Annotated in this window: 16 protein-coding genes; 4 read left to right on the top strand and 12 right to left on the bottom strand. The window is 59.4% G+C overall.

Features of this window, described 5'->3' with window-relative positions; translation table 11 throughout:
- The first annotated feature begins 40 nt into the window (after positions 1-40).
- Positions 41-466 carry a DoxX family protein gene (locus tag OHL16_RS03105; protein WP_263365598.1) on the top strand — a complete coding sequence of 142 codons (426 nt, stop codon included), beginning with the start codon at positions 41-43 and terminating at the stop codon, positions 464-466.
- Between the two features lie 266 nt (positions 467-732).
- Here OHL16_RS03105 and OHL16_RS03100 read toward each other — a convergent pair whose 3' ends face one another.
- The 3 genes from OHL16_RS03100 to OHL16_RS03090 form a co-directional block, all read right to left on the bottom strand.
- The gene (locus OHL16_RS03100) at positions 733-2,052 is read right to left on the bottom strand and encodes a DUF1501 domain-containing protein (RefSeq protein WP_263365597.1); all 1,320 of its coding nucleotides are present in this window, start codon (positions 2,050-2,052) and stop codon (positions 733-735) included.
- Between the two features lie 247 nt (positions 2,053-2,299).
- Positions 2,300-4,486: an alpha-ketoacid dehydrogenase subunit alpha/beta gene (locus OHL16_RS03095; RefSeq protein ID WP_263365596.1), complete on the bottom strand. Its 2,187-nt coding sequence runs from the start codon at positions 4,484-4,486 to the stop codon at positions 2,300-2,302.
- Between the two features lie 276 nt (positions 4,487-4,762).
- Positions 4,763-6,988, bottom strand: coding sequence for a sodium-translocating pyrophosphatase (locus tag OHL16_RS03090; protein ID WP_263365595.1), 2,226 nt, complete (start codon positions 6,986-6,988; stop codon positions 4,763-4,765).
- Positions 6,989-7,394: 406 nt separating this feature from the next.
- Here OHL16_RS03090 and OHL16_RS03085 point away from each other — a divergent pair, with 406 nt between their 5' ends.
- Positions 7,395-8,879: a S8 family peptidase gene (locus tag OHL16_RS03085; protein WP_263365594.1), complete on the top strand. Its 1,485-nt coding sequence runs from the start codon at positions 7,395-7,397 to the stop codon at positions 8,877-8,879.
- Between the two features lie 11 nt (positions 8,880-8,890).
- Here the strand turns inward: OHL16_RS03085 and OHL16_RS03080 are convergent, their stop codons facing one another.
- Positions 8,891-9,277, bottom strand: coding sequence for a hypothetical protein (locus OHL16_RS03080; protein WP_263365593.1), 387 nt, complete (start codon positions 9,275-9,277; stop codon positions 8,891-8,893).
- A gap of 87 nt (positions 9,278-9,364) precedes the next feature.
- Between OHL16_RS03080 and OHL16_RS03075 the strand changes: the two genes are divergently transcribed.
- Positions 9,365-9,736, top strand: a complete 372-nt coding sequence (locus OHL16_RS03075; RefSeq protein WP_263365592.1) for a hypothetical protein — start codon at positions 9,365-9,367, stop codon at positions 9,734-9,736.
- A 15-nt stretch (positions 9,737-9,751) separates the two neighbouring features.
- Entirely contained in the window at positions 9,752-10,288 is a 537-nt protein-coding gene (locus tag OHL16_RS03070) for a mechanosensitive ion channel family protein (RefSeq protein ID WP_263365591.1), read from the top strand.
- Positions 10,289-10,299: 11 nt separating this feature from the next.
- On the opposite strand, the gene OHL16_RS03065 is transcribed toward OHL16_RS03070, so the two are convergent.
- The 8 genes from OHL16_RS03065 to OHL16_RS03030 form a co-directional block, all read right to left on the bottom strand.
- On the bottom strand, positions 10,300-12,462 hold the full coding sequence (locus OHL16_RS03065; RefSeq protein WP_263365590.1) for a thioredoxin domain-containing protein: 2,163 nt from the start codon (positions 12,460-12,462) through the stop codon (positions 10,300-10,302).
- 114 nt (positions 12,463-12,576) lie between these two features.
- Positions 12,577-14,682 carry a TolC family protein gene (locus tag OHL16_RS03060; RefSeq protein ID WP_263365589.1) on the bottom strand — a complete coding sequence of 702 codons (2,106 nt, stop codon included), beginning with the start codon at positions 14,680-14,682 and terminating at the stop codon, positions 12,577-12,579.
- A gap of 654 nt (positions 14,683-15,336) precedes the next feature.
- Complete coding sequence (locus OHL16_RS03055) at positions 15,337-16,344, bottom strand: hypothetical protein (protein ID WP_263365588.1); 1,008 nt, start codon at positions 16,342-16,344, stop codon at positions 15,337-15,339.
- Positions 16,332-16,640 (bottom strand): flagellar motor switch protein FliN, encoded by a 309-nt coding sequence (gene fliN / locus OHL16_RS03050; protein ID WP_263365587.1) that lies wholly within the window; start codon positions 16,638-16,640, stop codon positions 16,332-16,334. Before fliN ends, OHL16_RS03055 begins: the two co-directional genes overlap by 13 nt.
- Before the next feature lie 12 nt (positions 16,641-16,652).
- Entirely contained in the window at positions 16,653-17,621 is a 969-nt protein-coding gene (locus tag OHL16_RS03045; protein WP_263365586.1) for a flagellar motor switch protein FliM, read from the bottom strand.
- A gap of 37 nt (positions 17,622-17,658) precedes the next feature.
- Positions 17,659-18,573 (bottom strand): FliA/WhiG family RNA polymerase sigma factor, encoded by a 915-nt coding sequence (locus OHL16_RS03040; RefSeq protein ID WP_263365585.1) that lies wholly within the window; start codon positions 18,571-18,573, stop codon positions 17,659-17,661.
- 51 nt (positions 18,574-18,624) lie between these two features.
- Positions 18,625-20,733 (bottom strand): flagellar biosynthesis protein FlhA, encoded by a 2,109-nt coding sequence (flhA, locus tag OHL16_RS03035; RefSeq protein WP_263365584.1) that lies wholly within the window; start codon positions 20,731-20,733, stop codon positions 18,625-18,627.
- Positions 20,730-21,866 (bottom strand): EscU/YscU/HrcU family type III secretion system export apparatus switch protein, encoded by a 1,137-nt coding sequence (locus OHL16_RS03030; protein WP_263365583.1) that lies wholly within the window; start codon positions 21,864-21,866, stop codon positions 20,730-20,732. The genes flhA and OHL16_RS03030 overlap by 4 nt, the downstream gene beginning before the upstream one ends.
- Positions 21,867-21,876: the final 10 nt, after the last annotated feature.

Raw genomic sequence — 21,876 nt, 5'->3', positions numbered from 1 at the left:
CTAGGCTCTGGATAGTTAAAACAAAACGAGGAGAAGTTCCGTGTCCAAATCGCTCGACAACCTGCAGCCCTGGGGCGCTTTCTTCATGCGCCTTGTTCTCGGACTCGCAATGACCTATCACGGTTTCAGCAAGGTGATCCCGGCTGGTGGCTTCCACGGCGGCAATGCCTTTTCCGCCATCGACCACTTCGGACACCACGTTACATCACTCGGACTTCCCTACTGGCTCGGCTGCATCGCGGCGCTTACTGAGTTCCTGGGAGGAATTCTCATCCTGCTCGGTCTGCTTACACGCTTTGCCGCGTTCATGATCGCCTGCGACATGGCCGTCGCTCTGGTAATGGTCAATCGTCACCACGGGTATTCCGGCTCGGAGTATGGTCTGGCCCTTTTGGTCGTCGCGCTGATGCTTTTCTTTTATGGGGCGGGGACCTGCGCTCTTGACCGCAAGCTCGGCCTCGCCTGAGGGCGGGGAGAGATTGGCGCCAGAAGGAGTGAAGGCCCCCTATACACCGGGGGCCTTACGTATTTGGTGGGGAGTGGTGTTGCAGCTAGGGGAAATCGAGACTGTGGGAACGGCTAGCCTCGACGATTGCTTGTTACATTCAATAAGACGCGGCTCCCGACAAAAAGTTGTCCAGATTTTTCACTTTTTTGGAGAACCGCTCATTCATTCTTCCAAAATACAGATACTTGGTTAATAGGCTGTTACGCCTCACGCTAACGCCGCACTTAGAGGAACTCGAGAAACTGCTTAGGGTTGATCTGGGCCCCTGGAAAGACGATATCCATGTTCTTCGATCCGAGGGTCTTGTAAGCAGCTTCGCCAAAGACCCGTCTAAAGTCAGTTGTTACAGTAAGATCACGGCCTTCATTCAACTGTTCGTTTGCCAGCCCTGGCCACTTGCCGTAGACCTTGCCACCTTTGACCTGTCCGCCAAGGACGAACATGACATTGGCGTGACCGTGGTCCGTTCCGCCCGTGCCGTTCTGACGGGCTGTCCGGCCAAACTCCGACATCGTCACCAGGGTAATGTTTTCGGCGTCCTGTCCCATATCCTTCCAGAAAGCGGAGATAGTTTCGGAGAATTCCTTCAGCCGGTTCGCGAGCTGCCCATTCACGTTTCCCTGGTTCTGGTGCGTATCCCAGCCTCCGATATCTGAGAACGCAGCCTCGACTCCCAGGTTCGCCTTCATCAACTGGGCGACCTGCTTCAGGCTGTTGCCGAATGGCGTATTCGGATAGGCGACTCCATCAGCGGGCTGATACTTCGACGGATCAGCCGCCTTCAACATCCGCACGGCCTCGAAGGTCTCCTGCCCTGTTCCGTGGAGCACCGCGTCCGTACTCTCGTCGTACATCGCCTGAAAGGCGTTGCTGATGGGCGAAGTCTGGGGTCCGCGACCAGCGACAGAAAAGTCCGCCAGGTTGTTGATCGCAATGGCCGGAACCTTCCCCTGCAGCGTCCGGGGCACCTGCGTGCCGAGTGCAACTGCCCTGAAGGCCGATGGCTTCCCTTTGAGGGCCTCTGCCTGGAGCGCGCGGTTCAGCCAGCCGTCTTCGGTGACCTTAACGCCCGGCGTTCCGCTCTCCATGTAGTCTTGTGCATCAAAGTGCGACCGCGTCATGTCCGGCGAGCCGGCAGCATGGATGATCGCCAAATGTCCCGCATCGTAAAGAGGCTTGAACGAGGCCAGCGCAGGGTGCAACCCGAAGAACCCGTCCAGATCCAGGACCTCGTTCTGCTTGATGGCAATGGAAGAGCGCATGGCGTAGTAGTTCTTCTCGCGATAGGGCACAACGATATTCAACCCGTCGGCCGCACCACGCTGGAAGAGCACCACGAGCTTCTTATTGTTCGTCGCTGCCGTCGTCATCTCGGCCAGGACGCTTCGCTTCAAGAAGGCTGGGATCACCGACGTTCCCACCAGCGTCAGGGCACCGCCCTTCATAAATCCGCGCCGGCTAGCCCCTCGCGTCGCGAGGTCGCGTCCGTGCATATCGCAGCCCCAGTCGCTCGAGTCGGTCAAACCATTCCTTGGGTTTCCCATCGTTGTAGCCTCCTGCCGGTCGCCAAGCCCCAAACTCCTTGACCACTCTAACTAACTCCGTCTGCCGAAAGAAGTTTCGCTGCTCTGGGGCACGGCAAACGGGCTATCTCCTCTGGAATTCGGGCGATCCCATAAGCAGTCCGGCAATCGCCGCTGCCTGCGGGTCCATCTGCGCACGCGGCGGCTGCACTGGTGTCCCCGCATTCAATACTGAGCAACTGCATCTTTACCTTGTCATCTTGTAACGTCAAAACGCCGCTAACTCTGCCATCGCATGGTACAGGTCTTCCGGTTGAGGCAGAATCACATCCTCTAGCAAGGGCTGGTATGCGACAAAGACGTCCATCGCCGCCACACGCCGCACAGGCGCGTCGAGGTCATGGAAGAGCTCATCGCCGATTCGTGCAGCAATCTCTGCCCCATATCCCCAACTCTGCATGTCTTCGTGAGCGACGATCACGCGGTTCGTCTTGCGGACGCTCTCCGCGATCGCCTCCCAGTCGTAAGGCGTGAGCGTACGAAGGTCGATCAGCTCGACATCGACACCTTTCTCACGCTGGATCTTCTCTGCCGCCTGCAAGGCACGCGGAACCACGGCTCCGTAAGTGATTACCGTCAAGTCCTTACCCGGCCGCACTACCTTCGCCTTGCCGAACGGAATGCAGTAATCCGGGCCCGGATAGACTGCTCTTCCGTACGTCTCTCGATAGAGCCGCTTGTGCTCCAGAAACAGCACCGGATCGTCGCAGCGGATCGCTGTCCGCAGCAGCCCCAGCGCATCCAGAGCATTCGACGGCATGACAATCCGCACGCCTGGCGTATGCGTGAAGATGCTCTCGCCGCTCTGCGAGTGGTAGATCGACCCGCCGGTCAGGTAGCCGCCGATGGGAACCCGGACCACGAGCGGGCAGCTGAAGCCACCGTTCGACCTCCAGCGGACCAGGGCCAGTTCATTGCGCAGCTGATGCATCGCGGGCCAGATGTAGTCGAAGAACTGAATCTCGACGACCGGCTTCAAACCGCGCACAGCCATACCAATCGCGCGGCCGACGATGTTCGCCTCAGCCAGCGGCGAGTTCCACACGCGGTCGTTGCCAAACTCCATCTGAAGCCCTGAGGTCAGCTTGAAGACTCCGCCCTTGCCCTTAATCACACCTGCCCGCAGCGGCTCATCACGGCTCGCATCGGCTACGTCTTCGCCGAAGACCACGATGCGGTCATCGCGCCGCATCTCGTCTTTCAGACAGCAGTTGATCAGGTCGGCCATCGTACGCTCAGTCTGGTCCGCGGTCACGGCTGGCTGAGTGTTGAAACGCGCATCCGTGGGCTTCAAGTCCTCGGAGTACAGATTCACCAGGATCGACTCAGGAGCCGGAAGCTTCGCCATCACCGCTCTGTCCGCCGCCCTCTGAACCTCTTCATCCACCTGGTGCTCGAGCCTGTTGATTGCATCAGCGTCGAGGATTCCCTCGCGCAGCAGCCACATCTGCATCCGCGAGATAGGATCGCGCAGCGCGTCGGCCTCAAGTTCGCTCACCGGGCGATAGAGTCGCTCGTCATCGCTGAGCGAGTGCGAGTATGGCCGAATCACATGCCCGTGCACCAGCGCGGGACCCTTCCCTGCGCGGCAGTAGGCAACCGCCTCGACCATCGCCTTGTAGCTGGCAATCGGGTCGGTTCCATCAATCTCGGCAAAGTGGAAGTTCGGGAAGTTCGCGATCAGCCGCGAGATGTTTCCTCCCGGGGTATTGGCCTCAACCGGCGTCGAGATGGCGTATCCGTTGTCCTCGACGACATACAGCACCGGCAGCTTGCCATTGCTCGCCGTATTCAATGACTCCCAGAACTCACCCTGGCTCGTCGAGCCCTCTCCGATCGAGACGTAAACCACCTCGTCGCCATGAAACTTCACGTCCTTGAACTCGCGGTAGTCTCCCTCATGCTTCGCCGCAGCCTCAGGATGCCCTGAGATATACCTTCCCGCCTCGGCGCATCCCACCGCGTGCAGGCACTGTGTCGCCGTCGATGACGACGGGCTCACAATGTTCAGCTTTCGGCTCGACCAGTGGGAGGGCATCTGGCGGCCGCCGCTTGCCGTATCATCCGCGGCTCCCACGGCCTGCAGCAACTGCTCTTCGACCGTGTTGCCCAATGCAAGACAGATCGCACGATCGCGGTAGTAGGGGAAGAACCAGTCGTACCCCGGGCGCAACGCCATGCCCGCGGCCACCAGCAACGCCTCGTGTCCGGCGCATGAGATCTGGAAGAATATCTTCTGCTGACGCTTCAGGACGATCTCTCGGTCATCCGTGCGGCGTGAGAGGTACATCAGGCGATAGAACTCCACCATCTGCTCGCGCGTCAGCGGGCCCTCAGCGACGGCCTCGCTCTTTTTCTTGTTCTCAACTACACCTGTTCCAGCCTGACGCGCCATGCACCTATCCTCAACTTCTAGGAAGCGGCAACCCTCATGGGTACGCCCTCTTCCGAACAAGATTGTACCGGGAGCGGGCCAAATTTGGCTCGTCCGAATTCTCCTGTGCATCTGCTTCAAAGATGTCCGACCAATGAGCGTACAGGCATGGCAGCCAACAGCATCGACCGAGTTCCCAGCGATGATCAAGGGAACTCGCAAAGGCATGCCCGATGAGCAAAAAGAGAGAGGCGGTCAGAGAACCGCCTCTCTTTACATTATCGTGTCTTTTTACGACTAAACAAACAACGGAGCCAGCACTAGCGTAATTGTCGCGAGCAGTTTGATTAGCACGTGAAGACTCGGTCCAGCTGTGTCCTTGAAGGGATCGCCGACTGTATCGCCTACAACAGCGGCCTTGTGGGCCTCGCTCTTCTTGCCGCCGTACTGGCCGCTTTCGATGAACTTCTTCGCGTTGTCCCAGGCGCCGCCACCGTTGTTCATCAGCATCGCCAGTAACACGCCGCTAATCGTGCCAACCATCAGAAGGCCAGCCACGGCCTCGGCACCGGCGAGGTTCACCGCTTGTCCGGCTATCGCAGGAACGGGCAGGACGGCCCCCGGAGCGTAGATCGCCGAGCTCGCCAGATAGCTCGAGCTGAAGTGCCGGAAGACCAACCCCACCACAACCGGCAGGCCAACCACGAGCACTCCCGGAACCACCATCTCCTTGAGAGCTGCACCGGTCACGATATGAACACACCGTCCGTAATCGGGCTTTGCCGTGCCCTCCATAATTCCAGGGTTCTCTCGAAACTGGGCGCGAACGTCCTGCACAACCATCTGCGCAGTGCGTCCAACGGCCTTGATTGCCAGCGAGCTGAACAGATAGGTCAGCATCCCGCCCAGCAGCGCGCCCACAAACACGGGCACCTGGGCGAGGTTAATGTTCGTGAAGCTCCAGCCCATCGGCATATATCCACCGGCATGAGCAACCTTGTCGGTGACGATCGTCTTGATCTCTTCAAGATAGGCCGAGAACAGCAGAAACGCCGCCAGTGACGCCGAACCGATTGCGTACCCCTTGGTCAGAGCCTTGGTGGTATTGCCCGCGGAATCGAGCTTGTCGGTCCGCTCACGAATCTCGTGCGGCTGGTGCGACATCTCGATGATGCCGCCGGCGTTGTCTGTAATCGGGCCGAAAGTGTCCATCGCCAAAATGTAAGCAGCGCAGCTCAGCATGCCCATGGTGGCGATTGCCGTCCCATAGATACCCTTCGCGTAGTCGCTCACGCCCGACACGCCAGCTAGTCCCTGCACACCGAAGTAGTAGCTCATCAACAATGCAGCGGAGATAACAACCACCGGCATCGCTGGCGTCTCCATCCCGACGGCGAGGCCGCTGATGATATTCGTCGCCGGCCCGGTGAGAGATGCTTCGGCGATCGATTTCACCGGGCGGTAGATCGACTCTGTGTAGTACTCCGTAATCCACACGAACAGAAACGCCGTCGCAAGACCGATGACGCCGCAGCCCAGCAGCCACAGCGGCTGCACAAGCGGACCGTTCAGCATCCCGTACACGGCGCCCGCAAAGCCCAGCAGTGCGAGTGCGCTCGTCACATAGAAGCCCTTATTCAGCGCGTGCATTGGGTCTTCGTCCTCGCGTGTCTTCACCACAAAGACGCCCACAGTACTAGCAACCAGATTGATCGCGTGCACCACCAGGGGAAACAGGATTCCTCTGACGCCAAACACGGGATAAAGCGCCGCGCCCAGAATCATTGCACCGACGTTCTCCGCCGCAGTCGACTCGAACAGGTCAGCGCCGCGACCGGCGCAGTCGCCCACGTTGTCTCCAACTAGATCGGCAATCACGGCAGGATTTCGCGGATCATCCTCCGGGATTCCAGCTTCGACCTTCCCCACCAGATCCGCGCCGACGTCTGCTGCCTTCGTGTAGATGCCGCCGCCGAGCTGTGCAAACAGCGCCACCAGCGAAGCACCAAAGCCGAACCCGACCAACTGGTACGGCACCGCCTGCGGATTCTCGAGCCCGCCAAAGAACAGGAACAGCACGGCGATACCAAGCAGCGCAAGGGCCACAACGACCAGGCCCGTTACCGCTCCTCCATGCAGGGCCATCCGCAGCGCCTGGTTCAGGCTCGTGCGGGCGGCAGACGCAGTCCGGATGTTTGCCCTGATCGAACAGTACATCCCCGTGTATCCGGCCAGTGCCGAGCACAGCGCTCCCACCAGGAAGCTCACAACCGTTTTCGCCGCATACGGCGAGGTCCGGGCCGAGAGGTGGTAGCCCACGAACAGAAGGATCGCCAGCACCACCGCAATCGAGCCGATCGTTCTGTATTGCCTCCTGAGGAATGCCTCAGCACCCTCGCGGATTGCATCCGAGATTGCCTGCATGTCGGGCGTCCCCGTATCCGCTGCGACGACAGCACGGACCAGCATCATGGCCGCCACCAGTGCCAGCACTCCCACACCCATCGCGATCCACAACCACATCCCATCACTTCCATTCACGGACGCTGGGGTAAAAGGCGGTTCCTGTACGGCCATAGCCAAGAGGCTTACAACGTGCATGCAAACGTCTCCTTTAGAACAACAGACTTCAATTTGTTTCAGAAAGGCGAAATTAGAGCATGTGAAATCCCACAGGGTCAATGCACCCTCTGGTTCACCCTCATACTGAGGGCACGACAACACAGACCAAAGTAATAGCACACCCCTTCAGATTTGCTAATCCAATTCCTGATCAGGCCGATGGAGCCTTCAGCGTGATTTCAAGCGAGGTACAGCCGTGTCCGTGCTCCCCTGTCTACGTGCCCTGATGTTCCGTCTTGCTTTGCCGTCTCTCACGGTTGCGATAATCGCACCGCCTCTCATTGCGCAAACGGAAGCCGAGGCCATCGTGCCCTACCGATATCTGGTCATCTATCGCGATGCTGTGGTTCCAGGCGATGCCGAGGTCCGTGCATCCTCCGCAGGAGTCCGTATTCTGCAGCGCCACGATCGCTTCGGCATCGTTACGGTTCAGGCATCAAGCAGCCTCTCCGCGACGCGCCCTCGAACTCTCGGCCAACTGGACCAGGATGATGCCTCGATGATGCGCCGCTTAGCCGGTCAGCCGAACGTCGAGTACGTTGTCCACGACCTTATCGTCAAGGCGCACCGCATCGTCCTTCGCCCGGTTTCCCTTGACCCGACCTTCAAGGTGGTCACGAGCCCGTCCTCCACTCCAAAGCCACCCTACGACGCCTATTACAACTCACCACAGGGGTGGGCCGTGCGTCAGGTTGGAGGCTATGGAGCCAACACTCCAGGAGGGCCGGCCGTCGGTCCTTGGGACACCACTACGGGTAAGGGTGTTCGCATCGCCATCCTCGACAGCGGGGTTGATCAGAGTCACCCGGATATTGCTCCCAACCTCACGCTCAACCTTAGCGAGATCAACCAGAATGGTCTCCCCAGCTCCTGCGACGACGGCTCCCCTCAGGACCAGACGGGCCACGGCACATGGGCTGCCTCGCTGGCTGCGGCCGCCATGGGGCCGGGTACCGGCCAGGTCATCGGCGTAGCCCCATCGGCAGCGTTGCTCAACATTAAAGTGCTCGAACGGATGCCTATATCCACCAGTGGAGCGGCGGCCACAGCCAGCGAGTGCGCCTCCGGCGAAGCGAGCGGCCTGCTCAGCTGGGTCATCCATGGGATTCAGGATGCCATCACGAACCAGGCCGACGTAATATCGATGTCCCTCGGCACCACCATTGACCTCAGCACAGGCGAAGGAGCAGGTCTCAAGGCTGCCTTCGACCGTGTCGCCGATGCCGCCACCCAGGCCGGAATTGTTCTGGTCGCCGCCGCTGGAAACGAGGGCTATGACCTGTCCAACACCCGCTATATTGAGCTTCCAGCCCAGGCACGCGGCGTCCTCGCACTAGTTGCGTCCACCAATCCCACATGTGCCGAGAACACGGCAGCCGGTGCATCCTGCTCTTCGGGTCCGGTTACCCTCGCCTACTACAGCAACCACGGAGACGCCCTTAACGCTCTCGCCGCCCCGGGCGGCAGCTACCCCCAGGGCAACGGCGACCTCGCCGTCAGCGGATGGATCCGTGGGGCATGCAGTTCCGGCCTACCCAACACCGTCGACGGCATGCCCGCCGATTCGCAGCACAGCTTCGGCTGCTTCCATTTCGGCCACACCCCTTATGTCGAGGCAATCGGAACCAGCGCCTCCGCGCCTCTGGCCGCAGGCGCAGCTGCCCTGCTCCGAGCTGCACATCCGACCTGGGACGCAGTCACCATCGTTGATGCGTTGCGCTCATCGGCCGTCCCGGCTTCCAGCCTGCCGGTTCCCCAACTCTCGGCCGCCACCGCGCTTCAACTTCGCTAAGCCTTGTCGGACTAGCCCTTCATCCTGTCCTTAACACTCTTGGCCAACTTCTCAATCTCCTCCGCCTTCTTTCCGAGATCTGCCGGGCGTGGAGGTTCGCTCTGCTGTTCTACTTGTTCTTTGAGTTGCCTCGTTAGCTCCACCAATTTGTCGGTGTCTGAAACCAGCCTCTTCTGTCGATCGCTGTTCCGAGACCGTATCTGTTGCTCTTCCATCCGGGCAGACAGTGGATCAACTGTATTTGTGTCAGATCTATCCAGGGGCGAAATGCCGGTTCCCATCCGCGATCCGGTTGACGGCGGCGGATTGGGGTTCTGCCGGGTCTGTCCGAGGACGTCCGCACCATACATGAATGCCATCACCACCATCCCAGCTAGCATGGTCCGTAGTGCCGTCATACAGCCCCCTCCTCGCGATGGTTGCATCTTAGTTCCAAGCTAAAGCATGCTGTTCCTAAGCACTCCCGAAAGCGAGACGCAATCATCATGCTCCTTCTCACATCGTCCCCGCAAGATGAGCGTATCTCGCACATTCTTGCGACTGACTGGCACGACGACGTCATTGTGTTCCTCCGTGAGAAGCTCCCCAAACTCGTCGTCGTGTTCATTGTCATCTTTGTCCTGCAGCGAATCGTCCTCTTCTTTGTCCACCGGCTGCGAAAACAGGCCGATCGGCAGGTCGGCAACTTCCACCGCGCAGGGCAGCCCCGGACCATGGCCTCCATTCTGCGCGCGACGACCTATGGAGTTCTCGGTTTCATCGCCTTTCTTCAGGTCCTCAACATCTTCGACATACCCTATCAACCGCTTCTGGCCTCTGCCGGCATCCTCGGCGTCGGCATCGGACTCGGGGCCTAGCCGATCTTCAAGGACATGCTAAACGGTATCTTCATCGTCTTCGAAGACCAGTACAACGTCGGTGAGGTGACCCTGATTGCGGGACTCAAGGGAACGGTGGAGGACCTCTCGCTGCGTCGCACGACCCTTCGCGACAGTGACGGCACCCTCTATGTCGTCCCCAACAGCCAGATCGCGACTGTCTCCAACCTCTCCCGCGACTACTCCATCGCCACTCTTCCAGTCAGTGTCGATGCAAGCGCTAACCCTGACAAGGTTATGGAAGTGCTCAAACATCTAGCCGCCGAGGTCCGTAGCGACCCCGCCTTCAAGCAGGTCGCGGTCGCAGACCCCGATATCCTCGGAATCAACGACATCCGTGGCCGGGAGGTCATCTACCAGGTCAATCTCCGCGTGCGGGCCAATCAACGCGATGGCGTTCTGCGCGAGCTTCGCCGCCGCATTATCCTCGCCTTTGAAAAGGACGGGATTCCCCTCGGCATCTCGTCCAACATGCTCATCATGCAGCGAGACTCCACGGCGCCACCTTCCCCGCCCTCCATCGGAGCCTGACGTCTGTCGTTCTAGAGCGACTGATTCATCGCGGCGATCAGATCGTCCACGGTCCGCACCGGAGGCAGGCACCCTCTTCCGTTGCAAACCACAGCAAAGCTGCCCTTCGCAGCATCCTGTAGATCCGGCAGATGCGGCAGGGTCTCGGCCAACGTCGGTGGCAGCTCTCCAATCTGATCGCGCCGGAACCTGATGACGCACTTGTTAACCGCATAACGCGCCAGCGCCACCGCCTCCAGACGTCGAGCTTCGGCATCCTCGCCGATCACGCACACCTGCACCGCGCGTTGCACCATCCGCTGCAGCGCCAGACCATAACTTGCGGCATAGAGGCCGAAGTGTTCCACGATTCCCGCAAAGGTCTCCAGCGTCTCCATTGCCTTAACGGAGTAGTCCTCGCGCCCATTCAGTCCCTCAAGCCGCAGGAGCAGTGCGGCCGCCATCGGATTTCCGGCAGGCGTGGGCGAATCCTGCAACGGCTTCCGTCTTGTCACCAGAGCTCCAAGCCGCTGCTCTCCGTCGGCCAAAAGTTCCGTATCGAAGAACCCGCTTCCAACTGCGTCGTAAAACCGCTTCAACAACGCCTCCGCGATAGCTTGAGCGGCCGTGTAGTACCTGATCTCGCCGGTCACCTCCCACGCATCCAGCGCGGCGTGCCCCAGGAACACATAGTCGTCAAGTATCCCCCCAACCCTCGTTCCGGCATCTCCAGTCTCGCCGTAAGACACGACGTGAGACATGCTGCCTGTCGTCTCATCCCACGCATCTTTCAGCACGCGATCCAGCGACTTCAGCGCGAATGCCCGCACCTCTGGCATGTCCAGTACACGCCCTGTCTCCAGATACGCCGAGATGCACATCCCGTTCCAACCGACATACACCGTCCTGTCGATATAGGGCGTTGGCCGCTTCAGTCGAGCGGCATAGAGCTTTTGCTTTGCGGAGGCCAGCAACTCCCTGGCAGCTTCTACCGTCAGCCCGTTGTACTTCGCGACACCGTCGATCGAGCCTCGCACGTGAAGCACATTCTTCGCCGGATTGTGGTGCATGTCGCCGATTTCGCCGATGTCGTAGTAGGCGCCTGCGACCCCCAGCTCCTCGGCGGTCAAAACCTCTGCCGCCTCGTCCTGTGTCCAGGTGAAGTAATCGCCGTCATCGTCCAGGGAGAAGTCCGCGTCCTGCGACGCATAGAAGCCGCCACGTTCACGATCGCTCAGGCATTCATCCATCCAGTGGACGATCTCCTTCGCAACTCGCGCGCACTCAGGATCGACGTATGTCTGAAAGCCATGCACATAGTTCTTCAGCAGTTCGCTGTTGTCATAGGCCATCTTTTCAAAGTGCGGAACGACCCACTGCTCATCGACGGAGTAGCGATGAAAGCCTCCCGCCAGATGGTCATAGATGCCACCGCGGGCCATCTTCTGCAGCGTAACCATTGCGGCGTTCTTCGCCTGCTCTCCGAGCGGCATGCCTGCGCCAACCGACACCCGCGAGGCGGCGTCAAGGAGCAAATCAATCGCTCCGGAGTGCGGAAACTTCGGCTGCGATCCAAAGCCTCCCGACCTCGCATCAAACTGCTTCAGCGTCGCGGAGACGAGCTTAGCCACCAGTTCCGGCCCGGGATTCCCCGCCCTGCCCATGAACGACTCGTTGTGCTCAATCGCGGCGATCACGCTCCCAGCCGAATCATTCACCTCATCACGGCGTTCTGCGAAGGCATCTGCCATCGTCATCAGGACGCGCCGAAAGCTGGGCCGCCCATGCCTGTCCTCCGGGGGAAAGTACGTCCCGCCAAAATATGGCTTGCCGTCCGGAGTTAGAAACGCAGTCAGTGGCCAACCACCTTGCCCGCTTATTGCCGAGACCGCCGCCTGATATCGAGCGTCCACATCCGGCCGCTCATCGCGATCAACCTTCACCGGAATGAAGCTTCGGTTGATCACCGCGGCTGTAGCCGGGTCTTCGTACGACTCCCTGTCCATCACATGACACCAGTGACACCACACCGCTCCGATGTCCAGCAGAATGGGCTTGTCCTCCGCCTGGGCGGTCGCAAACGCCTCCTCGCCCCATTCCTTCCACTCCACCGGTTGATGCATCGCAGACCGCAGATATGCAGAAGCCGCTTTTGCCAAAGAATTCAACTGCTTCGTTTCCTGTCCGTGATTCATAGTCACAAGTGTATTGCAGCAGAGGGGCCTTCGTTTGCAAGGTTACTTCTGTCACCTTTACCCCAAGAAAAAGTCCGGGCTCAGAGCCCGGACCCTGGATCAGATTGTGGTTCCTTACTGTGGAGGTAGAGGCGCAGGTGTGGTAGTTAGCGGCTTTGGAGGCTCCGGCGCTTTAGGCGCCGTCAATCCCGGAACAGCCAGCGGCTTCGTGATCGTGCCCGTTGCCGCTTCCTCGATGCGGATCCCGTATTTATCCAGAACGTTCGAGAGCAACTGGCCTAATCCCACGCGGTCCCTGGCGTAAGCCGCAGTCGCCGAGATCAGGTTGTTTTCCGCTGTCGCCAGATTGCGCTCTTGTTGCAGCACGTTCGCCGTTGTGGATGCTCCCAGTTTGTACTTCTTCTGTTCTGCGTCCAGGCTCTGCGCCGCATAGTCCCGAGCTGCCTGGGCCGCCAATACCTGAGCCCGATCGTTGGTCAACGCGTACACGCCGTTAATCACCTGAATTCGAATCTGCGTGTACAGCTGCTGCAGCCGCATCTGCGACTGCCGGAACTCCATCTGCGAACGCGCCTGGTCCGCCTGCGCGATCCGGTTCCGCAGTGGAATATTGATGCTCACGCCCACTCCCTTGTCCGGGAACGAGTCATTGAAGGCGTTCTGAAGCACTGAGCCATATCCTCTCTGCGTCACAAATCCCGGTGGACACGGAACAAATGCCGTACCCGTCGAGTTTGAGCACTGAAGCGCAGGATTCTGGGAGCCTCCAAGGCCCGAGCCCCCGTAGAACCCATAGGCATCGACCGTCGGCAGCAAACCATTGCGGAATGCTTTGATCGTAATCTCGTTGTTCTTCATGTTCAGAACGGCCTGTTCAATCTGAGGGTTATTGATATAGGCCTGCCTCACAAGCTCTTCCGTAGGAGTATCCTCTTCCGGCAGCCGGTCCAGACCCACACGATCCGTGGGGATCACCGGAGCAGCGGAGAGCTGCGGATCATTCAGGTTCCGCGCAATCGCCTGCTTCATTAGAAGCTGCTGATACTCGAGGTTCGTCTGCGAGGCCACCAGTGCCTGCTTGTCGCTCGCTACCGCGCTGTCCGAGTTGACCACATCCAGCGGGGCCAGCGTTCCGATCTCAAGTTGCTTCCGGTTATCCGAAGCCAGCTGTGTTGACTGGGCAAGCGCTCTCTCCTTGGCCTGTTCGTCTTCGTACGCGCTCACCAGCCCAATGTAGATGTCCTCCACCTGAGTAATGCTATACAGAAGCTGCTGTCGGAACGCCGCGTCCGTGATCCGCCGGTCATTCTTCGCCTGCAGGATGAACCGTCCATTCAGCCAGGGTCCAAACCCCTGCAGCAGATGCTGCGTCACCTTCGCCTGGAAGAGTGAGTTCAATTGTGGGCTGTAGCTCGAACGAATGTTGTTCGTCGTCGACCGCGAGTTGTCGAAGGTGAAGTTAAACTGGGTTCCTGTCAGAAATCCCTGTTGATACCCGAAATTATAAGTGCCCGTGTTCTGGGTCAGGGAGTTGGTACCGGTAATAAAGGTGGTGCTCTGCGGCGTATTGGACCACTCGTACTGGATTGTGCCTGTAAGCAACGGATCCAGCTGCTCCGGTACAGGGCCGCCGCCGTTGGTGCTCAACACAATGCCTGTCGCGCCTGTTGCTCCACCTCCCACACCGCTCGAGGTGCCGCCTGGCCCGCCGCCGCCCTGGATCGTCGAGGTCGTCCCGCCCAGCGTATTGGTCACCAACCCGGTCGAAACACCACGCAAAAGCCCGCCGGCTTTCGTCCGCAGAATATCCGTATCGGCGATATCAAGATTGATTCGTGCAATCTCAATGTCGTAATTGTTCTCAAGCGCCAGCGTCACCGCGTCCGACACGCTCAGATAGATCTTTCCATCGCGCAACAACTGGTCCAGCCGCGGAGCATTAATTTGCCGCCTTGCAGGAACGTTCGTCGCCGTATAGGGCGCAAACGGGTTCCAGAAGTGGCTCTTCGGCTTCGTATAGTCTATGCTCGTGTCTTTCAGGTAGAGCGGTTCGGTCTGCTTTGGCTCAGGCGCCTGAGGCAAAGCTGCCTGCGCCGTACTGCTGCTCGCCGCAGCTTGTCCAGTCGATGGTGCCGTGGCGGTAGGACTCGTCTGCTGCGCGGTTAACGGCTGCGTGCTCACGCTCATCAACAGCAAGGCGATGCTTGCTGTTGCCTGCATATCCCTTAATCTCACGATGCGTTCTCCAACTCTTTTCCTGTTTCTCCAACTAAAAATCCATCACCCCTGATGCAGGCACAGGGTTCAACTCTCACTACTTCAACCCCTGCACAACTTCGCAGGCCAAAAGAGCACACAGATACCGCTGACTCCTCTAAGACGCGCGACACATATCCGAGGACTCACAAAGATGTATGACTGCCTGGGAACGTCCCATGCGATCCCGGGAGCTTTACGGCTGGGCACAGATACGCACCCACGAGACACTTCGTTCCCGTCATCCTGTCATTTTTTTGATTTCAACTGGCTCAGTATAGCAACCCCTAGGTGCTTCTTATTCAGGGGCTTCACGCGCCAATACGTACCACCTGAGGTAACCGTCTGCACTCAACAGCGACCCTCGATTCCATAGCGAGACACGAAAGTTCCATCCCGCATCGCGGATTGGATATCAGAGATCACTCACTCAGTTGAACGCATATGCGCGGCAGATCGAAGCGAGCCTCTAATTCAGTGTTGGAGCCACCCATCGCGCGATCAACAGCACGCCAACAACTCAATACGCTGGTTGATATATTTCATGCATCTAATTGTGCGGTATAAGTTTATAGATCAACTAGAACAGTTCGACCGCAGGGCTCATCTGCCCTACACTCATGCTCTTGAGCCGACACAAAACACATAGTCCACCATATCTTCCTCGCTCACTGGAAGGCTCCCTACTCCACTCATCACGCCATTTTCGAGCCACAGCCGCAGCCAATAATATTGATGTAGTCTCACCAGTCTTGCATTCACAGGCTGTCTCTGCTCGACCACGGCAGTGATCCTCGATGCAAGTGCATCGGTGTCCGTCACCGACTCCTGTTTCACGGCAATCCCTTTCGCCGCGAGTAGAGCGTCCTTTGCGGACCGAAGATCCTCTCCGCTGACAAGACCACTCTCCACCTTGAGCCCTGTCATCTGCTCCAGCGCCAGCGCAAGCGATGCATTCAGCCGCTGCTCGAACCCAAGGTATAGAATCCGTGATCCAGCCGTTCGCAACGGCAGTGCGCCAAACTCCTGCACAAGTAGCTTCGGCATAATGAGCGCCATCTCGCGCGCGCGAAATCCGCCGGTCGTCAGCACAGGACAGTTCCACTGGACGCTCAACCCTCGTGTAATCTGCTCAGGCTCCAACCCGCATTCGGAGATCAGCCACTCGCCAATGCGTCCGCCCTTCGAGCGCTGGGCTTCGAGCGCGAGCTGAAGCTGCGGATGCGTAATCCACCCCTGCGCCAACAGCACGAGACCAAGCGGAACTCTGTGCCGGTGCGAAACCTCTCCCACCGACGCCAACCCCTCCCCGTACTCTCGCCGCACGGCCGCCCGCACCATCGCAATAACGCATCGCCCGCTGCAGGCCCATTGCCCTTCGAAGACCGGTCTGCGCCGGCTTCGCCACGGCATAGCGCGAGTTCCTTCGCACTCGGGGCTCCCGCATAGCCTCTTGTCGCTCGTAATTACTGCCTTGGCGCGATCGCTCCCATGCCCTGTGTCCAGTAAGCCCGAGGGCCGATAGACATCGTCCTCCCACAGTTGAGAAACACTCCGGGCGGCCGTTCCATCAAGCGCAAGCTGGGTTGCCCCGACGTTGCTGAACTTTCTTCCTAGAAAAGGCATCGTATGCTCTCCAGCCGCAACTGCGGCGTTGCGACTTCAGTAATTCGCAGCGCAAAATTCCCACTCACCACCACCACCTCGCCCCGAGCCACAATGCGATCCCCTACCACGAGATCCACTGGCTCGGAGATATGCCGGTCGAGTTCTACCACTGCTCCCGGCCCTAGCTCCAGCACCTCGCGCAATGCCATCTCGCGTGAGCCGAACTGGAGAGTTGCGTCCAGCTCGATATCGGACAGCAGGCCTATCCTTGACTCTGTTCCCGTCGTCTGTTGCGAGTCGTTTTCCTTTTCCACCTTCAGCCCCTCTCAGTTCAGACTCATCGATCCATTGCTACGCGCTCCCTCAAGCTGTGCGCCGCGATGTTCGCCCGTTCTTACCGGATAGGCCCGTGCAAAGTGCAGCCCCCCCACACGGAGCTCCGCCGCATTGTGCCTGGGCAGAGGCAATCGAAGGAGTGTCCCTGGCTCCAGCGCCGTCAAGTCACTGGCGCGCATGCGAACTGGAGGAAACTGCAACACCGTACCGAACTTTGCCTCGCTCATCAGCTCGCGGATCCGCATCTCAGCTTCCTTCGAGCGGCGCCTCGGCCGGTCTCCCTCTGCGATCAACCGCCGCAGAATTGCATTCAGCACTACGGCAGGCAGGCAGAGGTTCAGCACTCCCTGAACCTCTGGCATCCGCACCTCGAAGCTGACGCACAATGTCTTCTCGCCCAGCGTTAGCATTCGCGCCGCCTGCGCCTCAGTCTCCCGCTTCTCAAAGACAAACTCCAGCCCAACCGGCTGCCAGGCGAGGTTTAGCTCCTGCACCACGACCTCGACCACCGCCACCAGGATTGCCTCCTCAATATCCGTCAGTTCCCGCGATGTCCCTGCGCTTCCGACACCTCCGAGCAAGATATCGATAATTGGGGCAGCAAGAGCCATATCCACCTCCAGCAGGCCCACGGCGCCCAACGGCTCCAGCCGCACCGAGCAGATAAACGACATCGGCGAAAGCCGCTCGATAAACTCGCTGAACGGCAACTGCTCGCCGGAGACCAGCTTGACCTTGAACGTAGTTCTCAGCCAGCCGCCCAGAGTGTGCATCAGGTTGCGCGCGAACAGATCGTTCACAGTGCTGATGGCCCTCATCTGATCGTTGCTGATCTCTCCGGCCCGGCTGAAGTTGTATCGTTCGGGTTCAAGCACGCTGGACTGTTGCCTGGCGCGTGAGGACGCATTTGCCGCGGCAAATAACGCATCAATATCTTCCTGTCCTAAGTTCTTTTCCATGCAGTTCCTTTCTCATGTGCCGTGTGAGCCTGCCCCGTCAACGTCTGGCCTTCCGCTTCTCCGGTGCCCCGTTGCCCAGATTCGCGCGATCACGATTGCGCATGTCGGCCAGCATAGTACGAAGGCGCAAAACAGCCGAGGAATGAATCTGCGACACACGCGACTCCACCACGCCCAGCGTCAATCCAATCTCCTTCATCGTCAGCTCTTCGTAGTAGTAGAGCGTCAGAACCATGCGCTCCTTCTCCGGAAGCTCATCGATCGCGTCAACCAGCCGCTGCTTCATCTCGCCCCTCAGACAACGGAAGAGCGGGTCCTCTTCCGCCGGCCCGGGGACATACGCAAGTTCCTCATCGCCCGAGTCCTCTGAGCGCTCCAGATGCAGACTGCCAATCTCAAGCCCCTTGAGGTCGCCTAGCAACTGCTGATACTCCCCGAGGCTCAGCCCCATCTCTTCGGCAATCTCCTGCTCTGACGGCGCGCGCCCCACCCGCTGCGTCACCGCGCGAATCGCCTCCTCGACGGCCCTTCCCTTTCTTCGCAGCTCTCGCGGGCTCCAGTCCAGCATCCGCAGCGAATCGAGAATCGCCCCGCGAATCCTGAACTGCGCATAGCTCTTGAACTGCACTTTCTTGGTGTGGTCGAACTTTGAGAAGGCATCGATCAACCCGACCACTCCAGCTGAGACCAGATCATCCAGATCGACATGCTGCGGCAGACGCTCATGGATCCGGCGCGCGATATAGCGCACCGTAGGCAGGTGCTCCATCAGCAGCACGTCACGCTCCGAAGCCACGCTGCTCTCAAAAGCCGTGCTCTCTCCTGTATACGCAGGAAAAGGGCTGTCCAATATGTCGGCTGACCTGGCAGTGCCAGTCAGCGTCATCTCTTCGCCGAAGAACGGGGTCTTCGACACCCCACGCAACATCTGCACTGGAACTGAATTCCCCATCTCTCTCCTCCGTACCCTCGTGTTCCTTAGAACCCTCTTATCTGCCAGCAGCTATCCGACCGTCCCAACGCTGCGTACTCGAATCTCCGGCGGAATCTCTGCCGGTGCAAGGACCGCAACCTTGGGAACGAACGGCTCCAGCCAGCGCCGCACGTGATAGCGCGCTGGACTCGGACATAAGAGCACGGGAAGTGCCGATGTTGGGGCCCCTCCGGTTAGGCGTTTCAAAGATTCCACTAAGCGACGCAGAAAGTCCGCTGGAGCAGCCGCGGCGTAAGCTCCATCGCCCAGCAGACGTGCCGCTCCCTGCGGATCGAAGGTGTTCACCAGGTCTGTCTCCAGCGCCTGTTCCAGCATCAGAACCCGTAGGCCGCCATCATCATCCAGCAATGGACGAATCAACCCGCGCCCCAGAGACTGCCTTACGCTCTCCACAAGGTGAACCAGGTTCTTCGACTGCTGTGCTGACTCGACCAGTACCTCGAGGATGGCCCCCAGGTCACGGATCGAAACCTGCTCGCGCAGAAGCTGCTGCAGTACGCGCTGCACCTCACCCAGCGACATCAGTTTCGGGACCAGCTCTTCCACCAGCTTGGGATGGCTCTCATTCATGCTGTCCAGTAGCCGCTTTACCTCCTGCCGTCCAAGAAGCTCATGCGCGTGCCGCCGTATGAGTTCTCCGAGATGCGTTCCGATCACAGTCGTCTGGTCCACCACCGAATACCCGGCCGCCAGCGCCTGCTCCTCAAGCCCGGGCTGAATCCATCGCGCCATCACGCCGAACGCCGGCTCCCTCGTCTCCACACCTGGGAGCGCCCGCGCTTTAGGATCTGCGTTCACTGCAAGCAGGAAGTTCTGCTCTGTCTGCCAGCGGGCAATCTCCACGCTGCGCAGGCTCACGACGTACTCCCGCGGTTTCAACCGGAGATTGTCCGTGATGTGAACCGGCGGCACGATGAATCCCAGCTCTGTCGCCAGATGCCGCCGCAGTGCACGAACCCGGTTCAGCATCTGGCCACCCTGCTTCTCGTCCACAAGCGAGATCAGCTGGAACCCGATTTCGAGCGTCAGATCGTCAACCTTCAGCAGCGACGCCAGATTCTCACCCTTGGCCGTCTCCGCGGCCACCCCTTTGCCTGTGGAGACTGCAGCGTCCTCCAGCGTTGCCGCAGCCTGACCCTTCGACTCTGGCAGTTGTTTTGCAATCAGCGCGACACCAGCCGCAATCAACACAAACGACAGCTTCGGCAGTCCCGGAATCAATGCCAGTGCAAGCAATACGCCGCAAGCGATCCATAGCGTATTCCTGCCTCGGAAGAGTTGCGCCCCCAGCTCATCTCCGAGAGCCCCCGACGACGACGCCCGCGTCAGAACAATTCCCCCGGCAATCGAGACCAGCAAGCTCGGGATCATCGTCACCAGCCCATCGCCCACAGTCAGGATCGTGTAAGTCTTCACCGCTGTGGCCAGATCGGCTCCCTGCTGCACCACCCCAATCAGCAGCCCGGCAACAATATTGATTACCGTGATCAGGATCGTCGCCATGGAATCACGCTGATTGAACCGCGCCGCGCCATCCATCGCGCCGTAGAACTCCGCCTCACGCGCAATCGCCTGCCGTCTCTTTCTCGCCTCCTGCTCATCGATCAACCCGGCATTCATGTCCGCATCGATCGCCATCTGCTTGCCAGGAAGAGCATCAAGCGTGAACCGCGCCGTCACCTCCGCTGTCCGCACTGCTCCATGACTCACCACGAGAAACTGAATCGCAATCAACGCAAGAAACAGCACAAACCCGACGACATAGTTGCCCCCCACGACAAACTGACCAAACGCATCGATCACAGCGCCGGCTGCCTGTGTACCCTCGTGCCCATGCAGCAGAATCCTTCTGCTCGAGGCCAGATTGAGCGACAACCGGAACAGTGTGAGCAACAAAAGCAGCGTAGGAAATACCGAGAAATCCACTGCGCGCCGAATCTGGACTGCCGTCAAAAAGACGATCACCGAAGCCGTAATCGAAATCGCCAGCAGCAGATCGAGAACGAAGCTCGGGATCGGAATCAGCATGACGAACACCATGCTGATCGCCGTCACCGGCAACAGAACGGTTTGAATCTGTGCCAGCCACCACACCCCCGTCTTTCCTGCCTTGCTCACATCCCACCTCCAAAGTTCCGCATCCCTGCAGTCCCAGCCATCCCCTGATACCCTCGATCCGGCTTCCCCTGCCGCTCCTGCCTCATCCGCTCCTCGACCTTCTGCCGGTAGAGATAAGCCAGAATTCCCGCCACCGCCGAATACAACTCAAACGGAATCGACTGACCAGGCTCGACCAGCCGATACAAGCTCCGCGCCAGTGGCGGATTCTCGATGATCGGCACGCCCGCCCACTGCGCCTCTTTCCGGATCTCTGCTGCCTGCAGATCCCGCCCCTTCGCCAGCACCGTCGGGGCCTGCATCGTCTCGAGGCTGAACTCGAGGGCCACCGCATAGTGCGTCGGGTTTGTAATCACAACGCTGGCTCGCGAGATGTCCGCCTTCACCTTGCGCTTCCGCATCGCCCGCTGGATCTGCCGCACCCTGCCCTTGATCTGCGGATTCCCCATCGAATCCCTCATCTCTTCGCGCAGTTCCTGCTTGCTCATCTTCAGGCGGTCATTCCAGCTCCTCCATTCCATCGCATAGTCCAGCCCCGCCCATGCCAGCATCATCCACGCCGCGTCCAGCACCAGCCCATAAGCCGTTGAAAACGCGGAAGACAGACGTATCAGACTCATCACAGGCATCGGTAGCATCAGTGCCTTCAGGGCGCTCCAGCTAAGCACCAGCAATGCGCTCACCGGCACAAGTGATTTAGCAACTCGCGTCACCGCTCTCAGGCTGAAGATGTTCTTGAGATTCGCCGCCGGATTCAGCCTTGTAAACTTCGGCTCAAGTGCACTGGGATGGAACTGTACGCCGCCGCTCTGAGCGATTCCCGCCATCAGAGCGCATCCAAAGCTTACGGCCATAATCAGACCAACCGGGAATAACGCCGGCGCCAGCATCTGATGCACAAAAGCAATCCAGCCCTGCTCTCCGTCCACCTCGCGCACTGCCGCAGATCGCAGGCTCTCGACATACACTCGCCCCCAGCTCGCACTGAACTGACGCGCCGTCGATCCCAGCATCATGATGCCGCCCAGCATCGCAACCGCTGTTAGAAGCTCGCGGCTCCGTACCCCATCGCCTTTCTCACGCGCCTTCTTCTTGCGCTGTGGAGTTGCCTGTTCTGTCCCCTTCTCACTCACCGCGCACTCC

This window comes from Edaphobacter bradus (genome assembly GCF_025685645.1).
GTDB lineage: Bacteria > Acidobacteriota > Terriglobia > Terriglobales > Acidobacteriaceae > Edaphobacter > Edaphobacter bradus.
The sequence above is the reverse complement of the archived record's forward strand: the minus strand, read 5'-3'. Positions and strand labels throughout refer to the sequence as shown.